Raw genomic sequence first — 17895 nt, forward strand, 5'->3', positions numbered from 1 at the left:
AGTTCTCCGTAATAATTCATATTTAATTTTATAGTTGATATTTTTATTATATTCTAAATATTATAAATTTTAAACACTAAAGAATGATTTTCTGGAGAGTGGACACGGTATTAAATGTGAGATATAATTATCACTGGTATTATGGATGGATAATTTTATAATAGCGGAAGTGATGGATATGAAGAGATATTTTACAGGCAACAAATATGAAACTACAGAAAATAAGCGAAATATATTTGACAAGCTTTTTCTCAATTCGAGATGGTATTTTGTTTACGGCTATGGAAAAGTAGTTTTAAAAGGAAGAAACCTTGCTGTAAAGAATAAATATGATACAGAAGAGTGGGCGGATTCCAGCTATACTATAGTTGAATGTATTGAAAAGAGCGGTGGTAGACTTTTTATTGATGGTATGGATAATATTACAAAGCATGATGGGCCTGTTGTGTTTGTAAGTAACCACATGAGCACATTGGAAACTTTTGTATTTCCTTGTATAATTGCACCGTTGAAGGAAGTTACCTATGTTGTAAAGGATTCTCTTGTAACAATGCCAATATTCGGGCCTATTATGAGAAGCAGAAACCCTATAGTCGTTTCCAGAAAGAACTCAAGACAGGATTTACTAAATGTTATAAACAAGGGCAAGGAAATATTGGCTGAGGGAAGGTCCATTGTTTTATTTCCTGAAGGAACAAGACAGGAGCAATTCAGTCCTGAAAAGTTTAATTCACTGGGTATAAAGCTTGCAAAAGAGGCAGGCGTACCAGTAATACCTGTTGCAATAAAAACTGATTTTTGGGGAAATGGCAAGCTTATAAAGGATATTGGACCAATCCATAGAAAAGAACCCGTATGTATGTCTTTTGGCGAACCCATAACCATAACGGGGAACGGTAAGGCAGAACATAAGCAGATAATAGAGTTTATTACTGAAAAAACGAATGAATTTAAAAGCATCAAAATTTGAATAAATTCTCATTTTAGTCTTGTAAAATAAATTATTTACTAGTAAAATAATATAATGAGATTCGGGGTGTAGCGAAGCTTGGTATCGCGCTTGGTTCGGGACTAAGAGGCCGGAGGTTCAAATCCTCTCACTCCGACCATAAAAGGACTTGCTGATATATGTTGGCAAGTCCTTTTTATATTTTACTCACTCCTTAGTGCTTCAACAGCATCCTTTCTGGAAGCCATTTTGGCAGGAATATGACCACCAATTATAGTAAGAACTGTACTTAGTAGGACAAGCAGTAATGCATGAAGTATTTGCAGCTGGGCCACACCTTTGAGCTCTGTCATATTATATATAATCTTATTTATAGGTATCGTTAATAAATATGCAATTACTATACCAAGTATGCCTGAGAATACACCTATAATGCAGGTTTCGGCATCAAATACCCGGGAAATATCCTTTTTCCTTGCACCAAGCGAACGCAGTATGCCTATTTCCTTTGTACGTTCCAGTACTGAAGTGTAAGTGATAATACTTATCATAATCAGGCTTACCACAAGAGAAATTGAAGCAAACGCTAAAAGCACGATAGTAATACCGCGCATAATTCCTCCTGTCATCTGAGACATAGTTCCGGCAAGGTCGGTATAAAATATTTTATTATCGAGAGACTTGCCTTCATTATATGCATCCAGATAAGCCGTAACAGCATCCTTATCACTGAAATTGTCCGGATAAACCATTATCATAAATGGGGAGGCAGTTCCGCCCAGATATGCTAGGAACATAGATTTTTCGGTTTTATCCATATTCTGCATGGTAATGACATTTTTACTGCTGTCCGTCTGCTCTTTTACGATGTCGGAATCTTTAGAGCTGTTAATTACCAACTGGGTCAGTTTATCACTGTAAGCAATACCGGGAGCAAGAATTCCGATTTTAACGGTTTGCTTCTTTCTTACTACCCCTGTAATAGTAACGGGAATACTTTTTTTAGAAGAATACATGGCTTCATAATTATCGCCCGGAAGATATGTGCCGAACTCGGTTTTAACATAATAATCATTGTTTGATATTATCTTAAACTCGGTACCTACAATGTCATCAAAATTAATAGATTTTTTATTGTCGGTTAGAAAGCCCAGACCTTTTAGTATAGTATAGTTTATACGGTTTTTAGAATCTACTACAAGTACCATATCAGTAGGCTTGTCGGGATATTTACCTGCCATAAGCTCATAATTTTTCGAAAGATATGACTGGTCATCTTTTTTTAACTGCTGTGGATAAGACGAAAGGCCAACTCCTTCCATACTGGACGTGTTTGCTTTTTCCTTCAGGGCTTCCAGAGGGTTAAACAACGACACGGGGGAGGCTTTTCCGTTAATTTTACGCACCAGATTAATTCCTACTATTCGGGCATAGCCTATACTGCTACAAATTTTAGGATTAATTTTACCGATATATTCCAGATATTCCTCGGTAAAAATATTTCTATGATTAAATATGCTTTTTGACGAATCATACAAGTATACCTTGTCTGAAGCAGCATATTCAGCATTTCCGGTACTTGTTTTCTTTGTTTCACTTTTGAATGATTTTATATTTTCCGAATTCATATGAGAGGGAGTTTGCGTCAGTATTATGGGAAATTCAGCGAGGGCATCACTCTGAAATTTGTCAATCTGTTTCTTGAAACCTGCAGACAGGCTCAGAATAACCGCTATACCAATTATTCCAATACTTGAAGCCAATGAGGTAAGAAAAGCTCTCCACTTTTTTGTTTTAATATTGTTAAATGACAGTTTAAGGGCCGTAAAAAAGCTCATGCTGGTTTTTTTTAGGTGAAATCCGGCTGACGATTGAAGAGGCTCACAGGGATTACTGTCGGAAATAATTTTACCGTCTTTAAAATTAATGATTCTGTCGGCGTATTTTTCAGCAATAGCAGGATTGTGCGTTACCATAATAACCAGACGATTTTGAGATATATTTTTTATTAAGTCCATAATTTGAATACTTGTTTCTGAATCTAAAGCGCCTGTAGGCTCATCGCATAAAAGAATTTCAGGGTCATTGGAAAGCGCTCGGGCAATTGCCACACGCTGCATTTGACCACCTGACAGTTGGTTTGGCTTTTTATGAAGATGTTCCTTGAGGCCAACTTTATTCAATACCTCCAGAGATTTTTTCCTTTTTTCTTCCTGGGGAATTCCACTTAAGGTCATACCCAGTTCCACATTATCAATAATACTCAGATGGTTAATCAGGTTGTAGCTCTGAAATACAAAGCCTATGGAATTGTTTCGGTATGCGTCCCATTCTTTTTCCGTAAATTGGGATGTGTTTTTACCCCTTATACTCATTTCACCTGAATCGTATCTGTCCAGTCCTCCGAGAATATTTAAAAAAGTTGTTTTGCCTGACCCGCTTGTGCCCAAAATTGCAACGAACTCTTTTTTCCGAAAGCACACACTTATTTCTGACAGTGCTATAGTGTCCACATTTCCCACATGATAGGTTTTACTGATTCTAATTAATTCCAGCATAAGTCTTTGCTCCGATTTTATAAGAATACCTATAATATATAAGAGTATTTTGGTCAAATGCTGAAAAGATATTCAGTCAAATTTTAACGGAATAATAATAAATTCTTATTATTGTATAAATACTATAAAAGAATTATAAAAATGTATTACCATATGTACTTTGTTCTGCTATAATATTTTTTGGTACTCGAAAGATTATTTTGGTAAAAATCGGCTTTTAGCTGTATAGAATAACCGAGTTCTTTTTTTTTGCTATTTATAAATATTAGATATATCGGAGGAAAAAATGAGTGTTAAACTGTCGGATGCGTTATTGAAGAGTGTTGAGAAACCATCTAGATATACAGGAAATGAATGGAACAGCGTCATAAAAGACCCTAAAAGTGTAGACATACGTTTTGCATTTTGCTTTCCCGACTCTTACGAAGTAGGCATGTCCCATCTGGGTATGAAAATCCTATACCATTTGTTAAATGATAGAGATGACTGCTATTGTGAAAGGGTATTTGCCCCTTGGACGGATATGGAAGAGAAGATGAGGCAGAACAATATCCCGCTATATGGACTTGAATCTAAAAACCCAATCAGGGATTTTGATTTTGTAGGCTTTACACTTCAATATGAAATGAGCTTTACAAATATAATAAATATGCTTGATTTGGCAGGTATACCTCTGACCTCGGACAAAAGAAGTGACAGTGATTCATTTGTTTGTGCAGGAGGCCCCTGCGCATATAATCCTGAACCGTTAGCTGACATAATTGATTTCTTTATGATGGGCGAAGGTGAAGAAATAATCAACGAAGTAATGGATGCATATGCAAAATGGAAAGGAACAGGGCGTAACAGACAGGAATTTCTTGAAGATATAGTCAAAATAGAAGGTATATATGTCCCGGCATTTTATGATGTTTCATATAATGAGGACGGCACTATAAGAAGTTTTGAGCCTAAGAAGCCGGATTATCCCGTAAAAATTAAAAAGAGAATAATAAAAGATATGGACAAGGCTTATTTTCCTGAAAAAATTATTGTTCCATATACTGATATAGTACATGACAGAATAATGCTCGAAGTGTTCAGAGGCTGTACAAGAGGATGCAGATTCTGTCAGGCAGGATTTATATACAGACCCGTACGTGAAAAGAGTCACAAGAGGTTGATTGAGATAGCTAATAAGCTTGAGGAAAGCTCCGGATATGAGGAAATTTCTCTAACATCACTTAGTACAAGCGATTATACAGAGCTTCACGAACTGACAACAGGATTACTTGATGAAATGGAAGAGAAAAAAGTAAATTTATCTTTGCCTTCATTGAGAATTGATTCCTTTTCTCTCGATTTAATGGAAAAAGCCCAGAAGGTAAGGAAAAGCGGACTTACATTTGCTCCCGAAGCAGGATCTCAGAGACTAAGAGATGTAATAAACAAGGGTGTAACAGAAGAAGATTTGTTAAATGCTGTATCTATGGCATTTAATGGAGGCTGGAACGGTGTAAAGCTGTATTTTATGCTTGGTTTGCCTACTGAGACCATGGAGGATGTAGAGGGAATTGCAGATTTGGCGTACAAGGTAGTAAACGCTTATAAAACCGTTCCAAGGGAAAAGAAAGGAAAATTCCTCAATGTTACCGTAAGTACATCATCCTTTGTGCCAAAGGCCTTTACGCCATTTCAATGGGAGCCTCAGGATACCAGAGAAAACCTCAATGAAAAGCAAATGCTTTTAAAAAGCAAAATTCGCTCAAAGCAGGTAACTTATAATTATCATGAAAATCGTCTGAGCCTTCTGGAAGCAGTGTTTGCGAGAGGAGACAGAAAGACCTGTAAAGTGCTTCTGAAAGCATGGGAAATGGGCTGCAAATTTGACAGTTGGGGTGAACACTTCAAGTTTGATGTTTGGATGAAAGCTTTTGAAGAATGTGGAGTTGACCCATATTTTTATGCAACACGAAGAAGAGATTATGAAGAGCTGTTGCCTTGGGATCATATTGATATAGGAGTTTCCAAAAAATATCTTATAAGCGAATCTAAAAAGGCGCTGGAAGAAAAAATTACACCCAATTGCCGTGTAAACTGCGGTGGCTGCGGTGCTACAATATTTGATAGCGGTGTTTGTGGAGGTAATTAAATTGACTATTATACGTGTAAAGTTCAGGCGTGGCGATGAAGTAAAATTCATTTCTCACCTTGACCTCATGAAGGTATTTGAAAGGGCCATAAGAAGGGCAAGACTTCCCATAGCCTATTCTCAGGGCTTTAATCCTCACCCAGGCATGGTTTTTGGTCTGCCCTTGGGGGTGGGAGTTACAAGTGAAGCTGAGTACGGTGATTTCGAAATTACCGATGATGAAATGTCAGCGCAGGAATTTGCAGACAGGCTGAATTTACAGCTCCCTAAAGGAGTTGAAGTTCTTGCCGCCAAAAAGAAGGCGTCCAAGCAAAATATAATGGCTACCATAGCGGCGTCAGAGTATATTGTAATTGTTGGTACTCCTGTAGAATGTAACCAAAAGACCTTGAAAGTGTCTATTGACAAATATTTATCACAAAAAGAAATTGTCGTTAAGAAAAGAACAAAAAACGGGGTAAAGGATACCGATATCAGAGACATGATATTTGATTTGAATTTTGAGCTTCAGCCTTGTGGAGACTTCAACATAATTAGATTTACGGCTCTTGTCAGTGCAGGAAGTAAAGCGAATTTAAAGCCTGACCTTCTGATTGAGTCTTTATGCGGATATCTTGGATTTGAATACGAGATTGACAGGATTCATAGAACAAAGCTTTTTGTAAGGTCACAGGATCAGCTTCTGGATCCTATGGAAGAAGTAGTTTGAGGTGATTAGATGGTTAATGAGATTATAGTAGATGTTAGTCCGGGTGAAATTAGAGTTGGTATTCTGGAAGATAAGGAACTGGCTGAAATTCATATAGAAAGAACAAGTCATCAGGGGCTTGTAGGCAATATATACAGGGGGAAAGTAAGCAGTGTGCTGCCCGGTATGCAGGCCGCCTTTATTGATATTGGTTATGAAAAAAACGCATTTTTGTATGTGGGTGATGCCATTCCCAAAAAAGAATACTCCGATGATGAAACAGAAGTTTCCAGTAACTACGAGGAATACAATATTACTGATATCCTCAAAGTAGGACAGGAGATAACGGTACAGGTTATAAAAGAGCCTATCGGCACAAAGGGACCCAGAGTTTCAACTCATATAACTTTACCTGGAAGAAATCTTGTTTTGCTCCCAAATGCAGATTATATAGGAATATCCCGAAGGATTGAAAACGATACGGAAAGGCAGAAGCTAAAGAAAATAGCCGAAAAACTAAAGCCCCAAAACATGGGCTTGATTGTCAGAACCGTATCTGAGGGAAAAGAAGAAGCTGACTTTGTAGAGGATGTTTCTTTCCTTTTAAAGCTTTGGGCAAAAATAAAGGAAAGTGAAAATAAAGGCCCTGTTCCAAGGTGTATCCATAAGGATATAAACCTTATATACAGGTCTGTGAGAGATTTGTTCACATGGGATGTAAACAAATTTATTATTAATAATGAAAAAGAGTACTTAAAAGTACTTGAACTTGTGGAAATGATATCTCCGCTGCTCAAAAGCAGAGTAGAACTGTTCCAGAAGGATTACAATATTTTTGACTACTACCAGATAGAAACAAAAATCGAGCGGGCCCTATCCAGAAAGGTCTGGCTGAAATGCGGCGGATATATAATTATAGATAAAACAGAGGCTCTTACAGTAATTGATGTTAATACAGGTAAGTTTGTAGGAGAAAGTAATCTTGAGGAAACAGTACTTAAAACCAATGTTGAAGCAACAAGAGAGATAGCAAAACAGCTTCGGTTAAGAGACATAGGCGGTATTGTAATAATAGATTTTATTGACATGAACAACTCAGAGCATCAGCAACTGGTTTTGGATTCCCTGAAACAAAGCTTAAAGAGTGACAGAACAAAGACAATAGTACTGGGAATGACCGAACTTGGCCTTGTTGAGATGACCAGAAAGAAGATAAGGCAGGAGCTGTCAACCGTTATGAGCTGCGATTGTCCTGTATGTGACGGGGCAGGAAGAGTTTATACCGGAGAAACCAATGCCATGAATATACTCAGAGAGGTAAGGGAGCATATAAATTGTACTTCAGTAAAGAAATTCAAGCTGGAAGTACATCCTTCCGTGGCTCCTGTAATTGAAGATAATATTGAAAGATTTTTAAGGAATTTCACGGATAATAAGGACAAAAAAGTAAAAGTTACTGCCGTAAGTGATATAAGACCCGCAGGCTACAGAATTAAAGACGTTGACATGGATTAGTCCTTGTGCTAAAATATATCGGTAGCCGCACGGCCAAGGCTCCCAAAATATAATTCATTTGAATTATTGCCTGTGATGAATACTCCTGTTGATGTAGTATATACGTCATAAAGCCGGCGAGATTGATATTAGGAGGTGTATATATGTACGCAATTATTATGACTGGTGGAAAACAGTACAAAGTTCAGGAAGGCGATGTAGTTTTCATAGAAAAGCTCGCTGCTGAAGAAGGATCTTCAGTAACTTTTGATAAGGTTTTAGCTGTATCAAAGGACGGAAATGTTAGCTTTGGTGCTCCTGTTCTCGAATCAGCTTCTGTAAGCGGAAAGGTTCTCAATCACGGAAAAGGTGAAAAGATTATCGTTTTCAAATACAAAGCAAAGAAGAACATAAGAAACAAAAAGGGACACAGACAACCATATACAAAGGTTCAAATCGAAAAGATCAATGCTTAATTAAGGATAACAGTTAAATGATTAAAATTAATATAGGCAAGGATTCAGCAGGTACTATCAGTATGTTTGTAGTAAAAGGACATGCAGGGTTTGCCGAAGAAGGCAGTGACATTGTATGTTCAGCCATTTCCGCAATCGCTTATACTGCGGTAGGAGCTATTGAAGAGTTGATTGGTCTGAAAGGCTTTTTTAAACAGAAGGATGGGTTTATGTCATGCAAACTTGACATGGAGTTGTCTTCTGAAAAGAGGCATGATGCCAATGTAATCATGGCTACAGCGGAAATTGGATTCAAACAAATAGAATTTGCTTATCCCGACTATGTGAAGGTATTGGATGAGGAGGTGTAATCTCATGATAAAGGTTAATTTACAACTTTTTGCTCATAAAAAGGGTGTTGGTAGTTCAAGAAACGGACGTGACAGTGCAGCTAAAAGACTCGGTGTCAAAAGAGCTGACGGTCAATTCGTTCTCGCAGGAAACATTCTTGTTCGTCAAAGAGGTACAAAGGTTCATCCCGGTGTAAACGTAGGAATAGGTAAGGACGATACCTTGTTTGCATTAAAGGATGGAAAAGTTAAGTTTGCAAGACTTGGCAGAGATAAGAAGCAGGTTATGATAGTTACTGCTGCTGAGTAATAACAAAAAATTATCGCATTAAAAAAGGTAGAAAATGTGATACGCATTTTCTACCTTTTTAGCGTATAATAAAAGTTATTTTTTACATAAATTATTTGTTTCGGGTTAAAATAAACAGAGTTCTGGATTTGATAAAAAAGAATATTTGTTTTATGGAGAGAAGATAAATGTTTACAGATAGCGCTAAAATATATGTTAAGGCCGGTAATGGAGGAAACGGAATGGTTTCATTCCACCGTGAAAAGTACATAGCGGCCGGAGGCCCTGACGGGGGAGATGGCGGAAAAGGCGGAGATGTTATTTTTGTAGTCGATGAAGGACTTAATACTCTTATTGACTTCAGATACAAAAAGAACTTCAAGGCAGAGGCAGGACAGGATGGAGGTCCGTCAAACTGTTCCGGAAAAAACGGGGAAGATCTTATAATAAAGGTTCCTCTTGGCACCATGGTAAAGGACGAAACAACAGATATGGTACTTGTTGATTTGATAAAGCCCGGTCAAACATGTGTTATAGCAAAAGGCGGAAAGGGCGGAAAAGGCAATCAGCATTTTGCCACTCCCACAAGACAGGTGCCGAATTTTGCAAAAAGCGGTGATCTCGGTGATGAATACAGCTTGATTCTTGAAATGAAGATGATAGCTGATGTTGGACTTTTGGGATATCCCAACGTTGGTAAGTCCACAATACTGTCAATGGTTTCTGCTGCCAAGCCCAAAATTGCAAACTACCACTTTACAACTTTGGTTCCAAACCTTGGAGTTGTGCAGATAGAACAGGGAAAGAGCTTTGTAATTGCTGATATCCCGGGGCTTATTGAAGGAGCACATGAAGGTGTTGGACTTGGTCATGAATTTTTAAGGCATGTTGAAAGGACAAAACTACTTGTACATGTTGTAGATGTATCAGGAGTTGAGGGCAGGGATGCAGTAGAGGATTTTGATACCATAAACGCAGAACTGCAAAAATATAACGAGGTTTTGTCTACAAGGCCGCAGATTGTTGTCGCAAATAAAATGGATATACCCGGTGCAGAGGAAAACTACAAGGTTTTCAAGGAAACACTTGAAAAAAGAGGCTACAAAGTATTCGGAGTGTCTGCCGCAACAAATAAAGGGCTGAAAGAACTAATGTATGCTGTAGCAGATACATTAAAAAGTCTCCCTGACACTATTCTTCTTGATGAAACAAAGAATGAAGAGGTTGTATACAGAGCTAAGGAAGAGAAGCCTTTTGAAGTACGAATTGAAGACGGTGTATATGTAGTTGAGGGTAAGTGGCTGAGGAAGGTTATTGGTTCTACCAATATCACTAATTATGAGTCATTGCAATATTTCCAGAGAGCTCTTAAGAAAAAAGGTGTTATTACGGCACTTGAAGAGATGGGAATAGAGGAAGGCGACACAGTCAGAATTTATGATACCGAGTTTGATTATAGCAGATAGTAAGATTATGCATGGATATTTTCTATGCGGACATGGAGGGTGCAATGCTTACAGGTAAACAAAGAAGCTATTTAAGGTCCCTTGCAAATAATCTTCAACCTATTTTTCAGGTTGGAAAAGGCGGAGTAAGTGACAATATGATAAAGCAATTTTCAGATGCACTGGAGGCCAGAGAACTGATAAAGGCAACTGTCCTGAAAAATGCAGAATGTGATACAAAAACCATATGTGAAGAGATTGCAGAGCAGACAAATTCCCAAGTAGTTCAGGTTATCGGGAGTAAATTTGTTTTGTACAGGCCATCTGAAAAGAATTCCGTAATAGAGCTGCCATAGGGCGGCTTTTTAATTTATTGAGAAAATATGTAATAAATTTATACCATTGTGAATAATATAATAAGTATTTCGTTGAAAAAACTTATTAAAATTTTCAGGAGGGTATATGAAAGAAAACTACGCTACACAAAATCACACTTATGAATGTCTTGATAAATCATCAATAGAAAAACTCAACGACAAGGCACTGCTTGAAAAAGCTAAAGCTACATATAAATTTCTAAAGCTAAATGAGATTTACCTAAAAAATATTAGAGATGATTATGGAAAACAAAAAATAGCCCAGTTGAGAGTTCAGTTTATTCGTCATCAACTGGACCTGCTTATAAGAGAGTGTTTTGTCAGGGGGTTAAAACACGGATTAAGTAATTACTACTAAAAAGTCAGATGTTATTTTCCAAAGTTATCGCTACCTGTATCAGTAAGGGCTGATAATATTCTACTATACAATTTTTCTGAATTCTGAGCCCAGTTATCGCAGATTTTATTAGCGTCATTGCGGCTTCCAACAGACATTTTTAAATCTATATAGGTAAAGCTTCCTTCACAAATTCTTAAACTAACGATATACTCATTTTCTTTTACGGCGACAAAGTCTGACTGTATATTTATTTCATTTTTTTTGCTTTTTTTATATTTAATCAGAGCCTCATCAATTCTGGCTTTTATGCCGGCAGGAATTAATGAAGTAAAGTACTCCAGACTTTGTTTTCCGGCAGGAGAAATACTATATGACAGTTTTTCATCAGCGTCTATTTTGGCAAGAAACTTTCCCTCACATAGCTCATCAAGATATTGTTGAAGAAAAATATAATTCATCAGCTTATTTTCCAAAATAATTTTTGTTATAAGCAAATTGGTTACCGGTGACTCCAGGTTATGAATAATATATAATAATATCAGCTTGTTTTCGGCAAGTTCTCTGCTGTTTTCAATAGAACTCATAAAATACCTCCGTTCTTAGCTGTAATTTAGCTTTGAAATAATTCCCTTAAATATATTAAAATTATACCATAAAGGCTTATGGTTTACTATATTACCCCAAAAAGACTTTTTTTGCGGTCAAATTTGAGGTTTATTTCCCGTGTACCACCTTTATAGTTAATGATATAATATTTAAATAAGGCTTAAGCGGAAAAGGAGATATACGTGTCAGATAATTTATATAAAGAACTGGAAACAATAATATATGGCATGGGAGGAACCTTCTTTGGAACATCGCAAGTAGTTGAGCATTTACCTGAGAGATTACAAAGGTATCCTACTGCCATAACCTTCGGTGTCAGACTGTCGGATGCAATAATAGACGAGATAGGGGATATACCTACCTTTACTTATTTTAACCACTATAGATCTGTAAATGCCTTAATAGACCAGATATCACTGAGATTGGTGCTGTGTCTTCAGGCACATGGTAATAGGGCATATTCTATTGCTGCTTCACAAAGCATACCTACTTCGCCAATACCTTACAGCGGAATGTTTCCACATAAAACAGGTGCCGTTTTAGCAGGCTTGGGCTGGATAGGCAAAAACGGTTTATTTATTCATAAGGAATACGGCCCAAGAGTGAGACTTGGAACTGTTCTTACTGATATGGCGATTCCTTTTGAAAATAATATATTACAGAATAAGTGCTCGTCGTGCAACAGGTGTGTTAAAGCATGTCCTGCTCTTGCCCTTACAGGAAATCTTTGGGAGGTTGGGAAAGAAAGAGGGCATGTTGTAGATGCAAAAGCATGCTCCGAATATATGAGCACGAAATTAAAGCATATAGGCAGGGGTTCTGTGTGCGGTATTTGTGTAAAGGTATGTCCCAGCGGGGGAAGTAAGGCCTGACGGCAGTATAAAGAGATTTAAGAAAAAAATGTCACTGTGAATATATCTTCACGTTGACTGTGTAAAATACGTATACAGGGTGGGTTACATGTCTATAGATAGGAAAAAAGTTGAAGAGCACATCAGAGGTCTTTTGATTGCTATAGGAGAAGACCCCGACAGGGAGGGACTTAAAGAGACACCCTCACGTGTTGCTCGTATGTACGAGGAGATTTTTGAAGGAATCAGCTATACAAATGACGACATTGCTGATATGTACAATAAAACCTTTGAAGATGATTTGGTGATACCTAAAGACAATAAGGAAATGGTATTAGTTAAGGATATAGATATTTTCAGTTATTGTGAACATCACATGGCACTTATGTACAATATGAAGGTTGCGGTTGCTTATGTACCCAACGGCAAAATACTGGGCCTTAGCAAAATAGCCAGAATTGCCGACATGGTGGGAAAACGCCTTCAGCTGCAGGAAAGAATAGGTTCTGATATAGCTGAAATTATGCAAAAGATTACTGATTCAGAGGACGTTGCTATAATTATTGAAGGGCAGCACGCTTGCATGACTGCCAGAGGAATTAAAAATACAGGCTCTCGGACTACGACTACTACGTTTCGGGGAAAATTTAACACAGATTCAAATCTTACAAAAAGACTGATGATTTTATATAAGTAATTATACAGGGGACAACATGGAAAGTGTACAAAGAATAATAGACCATCCACAATTTAAAAAGTATATGGAGTTGAATTCTCAGGCAGAGAAGGACCGTAAATTTTGCCGACATGATATTCAACATTCATTGGATGTTGCAAGAGTTGCCTATATTATTGCACTTGAAAACAAATATAACCTTGACAAAGAAATAATTTATATAACTGCACTCCTCCATGATATCGCCAAATGGAAGCAATACAGACAAAAGGCGGACCATGCTGTCGAGGGGGCAGTTCTGGCTCAAGAAATTCTTGTTGATTTAAATTTAAGTAAAGATGACGCTGCAATGATTTTAGATGCAATTGCAAAACACCGTAAAAAGGAAGGACACAGTACCCCTCTAAGTAAGGTCTTATATGCGGGTGATAAATCTTGTCGCCAGTGTGTAAACTGCAATATGGTAGAGGAATGTAACCGGTTTATAAACGGGAGCACACCCGTACTCAATTACTAAATGATTAAGGATGAAACAATATGACAGCTGGATGTTTTAAAATTGGGAGAAGTACATGGGAATGGGGCAAGAAGACTTATATAATGGGTATTCTCAATATTACACCGGATTCATTTTCAGACGGAGGCAGTTACACTAACACGGAAATGGCACTTAATAAGGCATTACTAATGCAAGAAGAAGGTGCAGATATAATTGACGTTGGGGGAGAAACTACGAAGCCCGGTGCAATACCTGTGTCCGCTGAAATTGAAAAGCAGAGGATACTACCTGTCATAGAAGCTTTGTCAAAAGAGCTTACCCTGCCTGTTTCTGTAGATACCTACAGGGCAGACACAGCAGAACTTGCCATAAAGGCAGGTGCAGATATGATAAATGACATCTGGGGGCTTAAATATGACTCCCTCATGGCTCCAACAATAGCTGAGTATGGGGTACCTGTATGTATAATGCACAACAGAACTAACGGGACAGATTACGGACAAGACCTTATAGGACAAATATTGAGGGAGCTTGAGGAAAGTATATTAATAGCAAAAAAAGCAGGTATAAAGGACGATAAAATAATCATCGACCCCGGTATAGGCTTTGCAAAGACCTGGGAGCAAAACTTAGAGATAATGGGTAAGCTTGAGGTTTTTAGGACCCTTGGTTATCCCGTGCTTTTAGGGACCTCAAGAAAGTCCTTTATAGGCAAGGTACTGGACCTTGAAGTTTATGACAGGCTTGAAGGTACACTGGCCACAACTGCAACAGGGATTGCAAAAGGTGTCGATATAGTGAGAGTTCACGACGTTTTACAAAATGCAAGAGCAGCAAAAATAACTGATAGTATGGTGAGGTAAATGGATAAAATAATTATAGAAGACTTGGAAGTGTATGCTTACCACGGGGTAGCAGAAGAGGAGAAAAAACTGGGGCAGATGTTTCTGGTTTCGTTGGAAATATCGGCAGATTTAAGTACCGCTGCCCAAAATCAGGATTTAAGTGCTACTTTAAACTACGCAGAGGTATGCCGGGTTGTTGGGGATGTTGTAAGTTCAGACAAATATGATTTAATTGAAACCGTTGCATATAAAATTCTTGAGGGTATATTTATTAACTTTCAAAAGGCGGTATCAGTAAAAATACTGCTGAAAAAACCTTGGGCTCCAATGGGATATCATCTTAAGTATGCAGGAGTGCAGCTTGAGCGTACAAGAGGCGAAATAGATGTGTAATAATGCAGTCACTGCATATATAGGGTTAGGCTCAAATATAGGGGACAGGGAATACCAGTTAAACCGGGCGGTTGAACTTCTGAAGATAACTGAGAAAACTCAGGTTACGTTGGTGTCCTCTTATTATAATACTGCTCCGGTAGGATATGAGCAGCAACCGGATTTTTTGAATGCAGTGGTTGAAATAAGGACATCCCTGTCAGCAAGAGAGCTTCTTTCAGTTTGCTCAGGAATAGAAAAGGAGCTCAAAAGAGAGAGAATAATACACTGGGGGCCAAGAACCATTGATCTTGATATACTACTTTACGGATGTAATATCATCAATGACACTGATTTGGTAATTCCTCATCCAAGGATGCATGAAAGACGATTTGTACTGGAGCCTTTAAATGAAATTGCGCCTTTAGTATTGCATCCGGTTTTTAATAAAACAATAAATGAGATATTGGAGGGCTTTTATGAGTAAAAAGGGTTTGGTACACATATATACAGGCGATGGAAAGGGCAAGACTACAGCTGCAATAGGCCTTGGAGTGAGGGCCTGCGGAGATACTATGAAGGTTCTGATGGTTCAGTTTTTAAAAAGCAGAGATACCTGCGAACTTCATTCTCTAAAGAAGTTGGAGCCGGAGTTTACTGTAATAAGAGGTTTCAGCTGCAATAAGTTTGTCCGGAATATGACTGAGGAAGAAAAAGAAGCAGCACGTAAAGAGGCTGACGAAATATTTCAAAATGTAAAAAATCTAATTTTACAAAATAATTATGATTTGGTTATTATGGATGAGATTATAGGAGTTCTGAATAATGGGTTTATCAGTGAGGATGATGTTATAGCTATGATAAATGATAAACCCCAAGAAACAGAACTTGTATTAACCGGGAGAAATGCCGGAAAGCGTCTGATAGAAGCTGCCGACTATGTATCTGAAATAAAAGCCGTAAAACATCCGTATCAAAAAGGCATTTCAGCCCGAAAGGGAATTGAATTTTAGGGTAACAGTTACTTTTGCAAGGTTTTACGGTACATATTCATGTATTCGTGGGCTGATTTTTCCCAACTGAAATCTGAACGCATACCTCTTTGAACAAGAAGGCTCCAGATATCTTTTTTGTTGTAATAAAAATCTACCGCGCGCCTGATTGTGTCCAGCATATCGTGGGCATTGTAATTTGTAAAAGTAAAACCGTTACCTTCCCCCGTAGTCTCGTTGTATGAAAAGACGGTATCATTAAGACCGCCGGTTTCACGGACTATGGGAACAGCTCCATAGCGGAAACTGAAAATCTGGCCAAGACCGCAGGGCTCAAACAAGGAAGGCATAAGAAACATATCAGATGCTGCATAAATTCTCTGAGCCAGAGTATCACTAAAGGTTATATTTGCTGAAACCTTGTCCTTATGCCAATATGCTGCATTCTCAAAAATGTATTTGTAATGCTCATCGCCTTTACCCAAAATGATAAGCTGAATATCCATTTGCAGAATTTCTTCAAGCACACGTTCAATAAGGTCAAACCCTTTTTGAGAGGTGAGTCTTGAAATAATACTGATTACAGGTACTTCCGGCTTTATTGGGAGGCCTAAATCCTGTTGCAGTCTTCGTTTGTTTTCGTACTTTTGTGATATTTTGTCAGCCGAGTACGTAGCATACAATCTGGCATCATTTTCAGGGTTATTTCTTTCGTAATCTATACCGTTCAAAATTCCGTATAAATCATTTGAACGACTGATTAATACACCATTTAATCCCTCACCGTAAAAGTTATTTTTTATTTCATCAGCGTAAGTAGGGCTTACAGTACTTATTGAGTCCGAATAAACAAGGCCGGCTTTCAAAAAGTTTACACTTCCGTTAAATTCAATTCCTTCTGAGGTAAAGTAGCTCCAATCCAACCCAAGCAGGTTTGAAAGCACTTCTTTAGGGAAGATACCCTGATATTTGAGATTGTGTATGGTAAATATGGTTTTAATATTTTTATAAAAGGGATTACTTTTGTATGCGGCTTTTAATAGAAGACTTACAACTCCCGTCTGCCAATCATTACAATGTATAATATCAGCCTTGAACCCTATAAAAGGAAGCAATTCTAATAGTGCCTTGCTGAAAAAAGTAAACTGTTCTGCCTGATCAAAATCCCCATAGAGTTCCGGCCTGTTAAAGTAATATTCATTATCAAGAAAATAATATGTTATTCCGTCATATTTTAATCTAAAAATACCGCAATACTGATGTCTCCAGGATACATCTGCATAAATGAAGCCCAGATATTCCATTTGTGACTTATACTCCTCAGAGATTGCGTTGTATTTAGGCATTACTACACGAATATCACAGCCCAGTTTTGACAGAGCTTTTGGAAGAGAACCGGCAACATCGCCAAGGCCTCCGGTTTTTGCAAAAGGGAATACTTCTGAAGAAGCAAACAAAATATTTATGTTATTCACCTTGTTACCTCCTGTAAATGCTAGTGGTATAAATTTTCCAGATACTTAAAGTCTAACAGAAAATGTTTCAACCTACAACAAACAGGGAATAAAGTAATCATAAAAATGTTGATTGACACAATAAGGAGGTTAGATTATTCTTGTATTAAATATTTTGACAGTAATATGAACGGAGGGTAGTAAAATGCAATTCAAAACAAGAGGTACATGTTCAAGTCAGATAAGTTTTGATATTGAAGAAGGAAAATTAAAAAATGTTCGGTTTAGCAAAGGATGTTCAGGAAATCTTCAGGGCATCAGTTCTCTGGTTGAGGGTATGCCGGCAGATGAAGTAATTGCAAAGTTAAAAGGGATTGACTGTCAGGGAAAAGGTACTTCCTGTCCTGACCAGTTGGCTTGTGCCATTGAATCGGTCTTAAAAACACAGCAGGCAGTATGATATAAATTTAAATTATCATAAACCTATCTATCAATTTTAAATGTAAAGTCGTATAATGTTAATA

21 protein-coding genes and 1 tRNA gene are annotated in these 17895 nt (G+C 37.6%); 19 read left to right on the forward strand and 3 right to left on the reverse strand.

What is annotated here, in order from left to right; genetic code table 11:
- The first annotated feature begins 178 nt into the window (after window positions 1-178).
- Window positions 179-970 (forward strand): lysophospholipid acyltransferase family protein, encoded by a 792-nt coding sequence (locus P0092_RS05735; protein WP_004617040.1) that lies wholly within the window; start codon window positions 179-181, stop codon window positions 968-970.
- Between the two features lie 62 nt (window positions 971-1032).
- Window positions 1033-1109, forward strand: a tRNA-Pro gene (locus P0092_RS05740).
- A gap of 43 nt (window positions 1110-1152) precedes the next feature.
- On the opposite strand, the gene P0092_RS05745 is transcribed toward P0092_RS05740, so the two are convergent.
- Complete coding sequence (locus tag P0092_RS05745; protein ID WP_004617041.1) at window positions 1153-3507, reverse strand: ABC transporter ATP-binding protein/permease; 2355 nt, start codon at window positions 3505-3507, stop codon at window positions 1153-1155.
- Between the two features lie 286 nt (window positions 3508-3793).
- On the opposite strand from P0092_RS05745, the gene P0092_RS05750 reads away from it, so the two are divergent.
- From P0092_RS05750 to P0092_RS05790, 9 genes are all read left to right on the forward strand, one after another.
- Window positions 3794-5638, forward strand: a complete 1845-nt coding sequence (locus P0092_RS05750; protein WP_004617042.1) for a TIGR03960 family B12-binding radical SAM protein — start codon at window positions 3794-3796, stop codon at window positions 5636-5638.
- A gap of 1 nt (window position 5639) precedes the next feature.
- Entirely contained in the window at window positions 5640-6347 is a 708-nt protein-coding gene (locus P0092_RS05755; protein ID WP_040758287.1) for a TIGR03936 family radical SAM-associated protein, read from the forward strand.
- Between the two features lie 9 nt (window positions 6348-6356).
- Window positions 6357-7841 (forward strand): Rne/Rng family ribonuclease, encoded by a 1485-nt coding sequence (locus P0092_RS05760; protein ID WP_004617044.1) that lies wholly within the window; start codon window positions 6357-6359, stop codon window positions 7839-7841.
- Between the two features lie 143 nt (window positions 7842-7984).
- Entirely contained in the window at window positions 7985-8296 is a 312-nt protein-coding gene (gene rplU, locus P0092_RS05765; protein WP_004617045.1) for a 50S ribosomal protein L21, read from the forward strand.
- Window positions 8297-8313: 17 nt separating this feature from the next.
- Entirely contained in the window at window positions 8314-8646 is a 333-nt protein-coding gene (locus P0092_RS05770) for a ribosomal-processing cysteine protease Prp (RefSeq protein ID WP_004617046.1), read from the forward strand.
- A 4-nt stretch (window positions 8647-8650) separates the two neighbouring features.
- Complete coding sequence (gene rpmA, locus P0092_RS05775; protein ID WP_004617047.1) at window positions 8651-8935, forward strand: 50S ribosomal protein L27; 285 nt, start codon at window positions 8651-8653, stop codon at window positions 8933-8935.
- Window positions 8936-9102: 167 nt separating this feature from the next.
- Window positions 9103-10380, forward strand: a complete 1278-nt coding sequence (gene obgE / locus P0092_RS05780; protein ID WP_004617048.1) for a GTPase ObgE — start codon at window positions 9103-9105, stop codon at window positions 10378-10380.
- A 44-nt stretch (window positions 10381-10424) separates the two neighbouring features.
- The gene (gene yhbY / locus P0092_RS05785) at window positions 10425-10715 is read left to right on the forward strand and encodes a ribosome assembly RNA-binding protein YhbY (protein WP_004617049.1); all 291 of its coding nucleotides are present in this window, start codon (window positions 10425-10427) and stop codon (window positions 10713-10715) included.
- 106 nt (window positions 10716-10821) lie between these two features.
- On the forward strand, window positions 10822-11094 hold the full coding sequence (locus P0092_RS05790) for a hypothetical protein (protein WP_004617050.1): 273 nt from the start codon (window positions 10822-10824) through the stop codon (window positions 11092-11094).
- An 11-nt stretch (window positions 11095-11105) separates the two neighbouring features.
- Here the strand turns inward: P0092_RS05790 and P0092_RS05795 are convergent, their stop codons facing one another.
- Window positions 11106-11660, reverse strand: coding sequence for a DUF4364 family protein (locus tag P0092_RS05795; protein ID WP_004617051.1), 555 nt, complete (start codon window positions 11658-11660; stop codon window positions 11106-11108).
- A 204-nt stretch (window positions 11661-11864) separates the two neighbouring features.
- On the opposite strand from P0092_RS05795, the gene P0092_RS05800 reads away from it, so the two are divergent.
- The 7 genes from P0092_RS05800 (at window position 11865) to P0092_RS05830 (ending at window position 15938) form a co-directional block, all read left to right on the forward strand.
- Window positions 11865-12554 carry a 4Fe-4S double cluster binding domain-containing protein gene (locus P0092_RS05800; RefSeq protein WP_004617052.1) on the forward strand — a complete coding sequence of 230 codons (690 nt, stop codon included), beginning with the start codon at window positions 11865-11867 and terminating at the stop codon, window positions 12552-12554.
- A gap of 88 nt (window positions 12555-12642) precedes the next feature.
- On the forward strand, window positions 12643-13230 hold the full coding sequence (folE, locus tag P0092_RS05805; RefSeq protein WP_276187103.1) for a GTP cyclohydrolase I FolE: 588 nt from the start codon (window positions 12643-12645) through the stop codon (window positions 13228-13230).
- 16 nt (window positions 13231-13246) lie between these two features.
- Entirely contained in the window at window positions 13247-13726 is a 480-nt protein-coding gene (locus tag P0092_RS05810; protein ID WP_004617054.1) for an HD domain-containing protein, read from the forward strand.
- Between the two features lie 20 nt (window positions 13727-13746).
- Window positions 13747-14571: a dihydropteroate synthase gene (gene folP / locus P0092_RS05815; protein ID WP_004617055.1), complete on the forward strand. Its 825-nt coding sequence runs from the start codon at window positions 13747-13749 to the stop codon at window positions 14569-14571.
- On the forward strand, window positions 14572-14946 hold the full coding sequence (folB, locus tag P0092_RS05820; protein WP_004617056.1) for a dihydroneopterin aldolase: 375 nt from the start codon (window positions 14572-14574) through the stop codon (window positions 14944-14946).
- Window positions 14939-15412, forward strand: coding sequence for a 2-amino-4-hydroxy-6-hydroxymethyldihydropteridine diphosphokinase (gene folK, locus P0092_RS05825; protein WP_004617057.1), 474 nt, complete (start codon window positions 14939-14941; stop codon window positions 15410-15412). Before folB ends, folK begins: the two co-directional genes overlap by 8 nt.
- Window positions 15405-15938: a cob(I)yrinic acid a,c-diamide adenosyltransferase gene (locus P0092_RS05830; protein WP_004617058.1), complete on the forward strand. Its 534-nt coding sequence runs from the start codon at window positions 15405-15407 to the stop codon at window positions 15936-15938. Before folK ends, P0092_RS05830 begins: the two co-directional genes overlap by 8 nt.
- An 8-nt stretch (window positions 15939-15946) precedes the next feature.
- Here the strand turns inward: P0092_RS05830 and glgA are convergent, their stop codons facing one another.
- A complete protein-coding gene (gene glgA, locus P0092_RS05835) occupies window positions 15947-17383 on the reverse strand; it encodes a glycogen synthase GlgA (RefSeq protein WP_199398933.1) in 1437 nt (478 codons plus the stop codon).
- Window positions 17384-17576: 193 nt separating this feature from the next.
- On the opposite strand from glgA, the gene P0092_RS05840 reads away from it, so the two are divergent.
- On the forward strand, window positions 17577-17831 hold the full coding sequence (locus P0092_RS05840) for a TIGR03905 family TSCPD domain-containing protein (protein WP_004617060.1): 255 nt from the start codon (window positions 17577-17579) through the stop codon (window positions 17829-17831).
- The last annotated feature ends 64 nt before the right edge of the window (window positions 17832-17895 follow it).

The sequence above is a fragment of the Ruminiclostridium papyrosolvens DSM 2782 genome (assembly GCF_029318685.1).
GTDB lineage: Bacteria > Bacillota > Clostridia > Acetivibrionales > DSM-1351 > Ruminiclostridium > Ruminiclostridium papyrosolvens.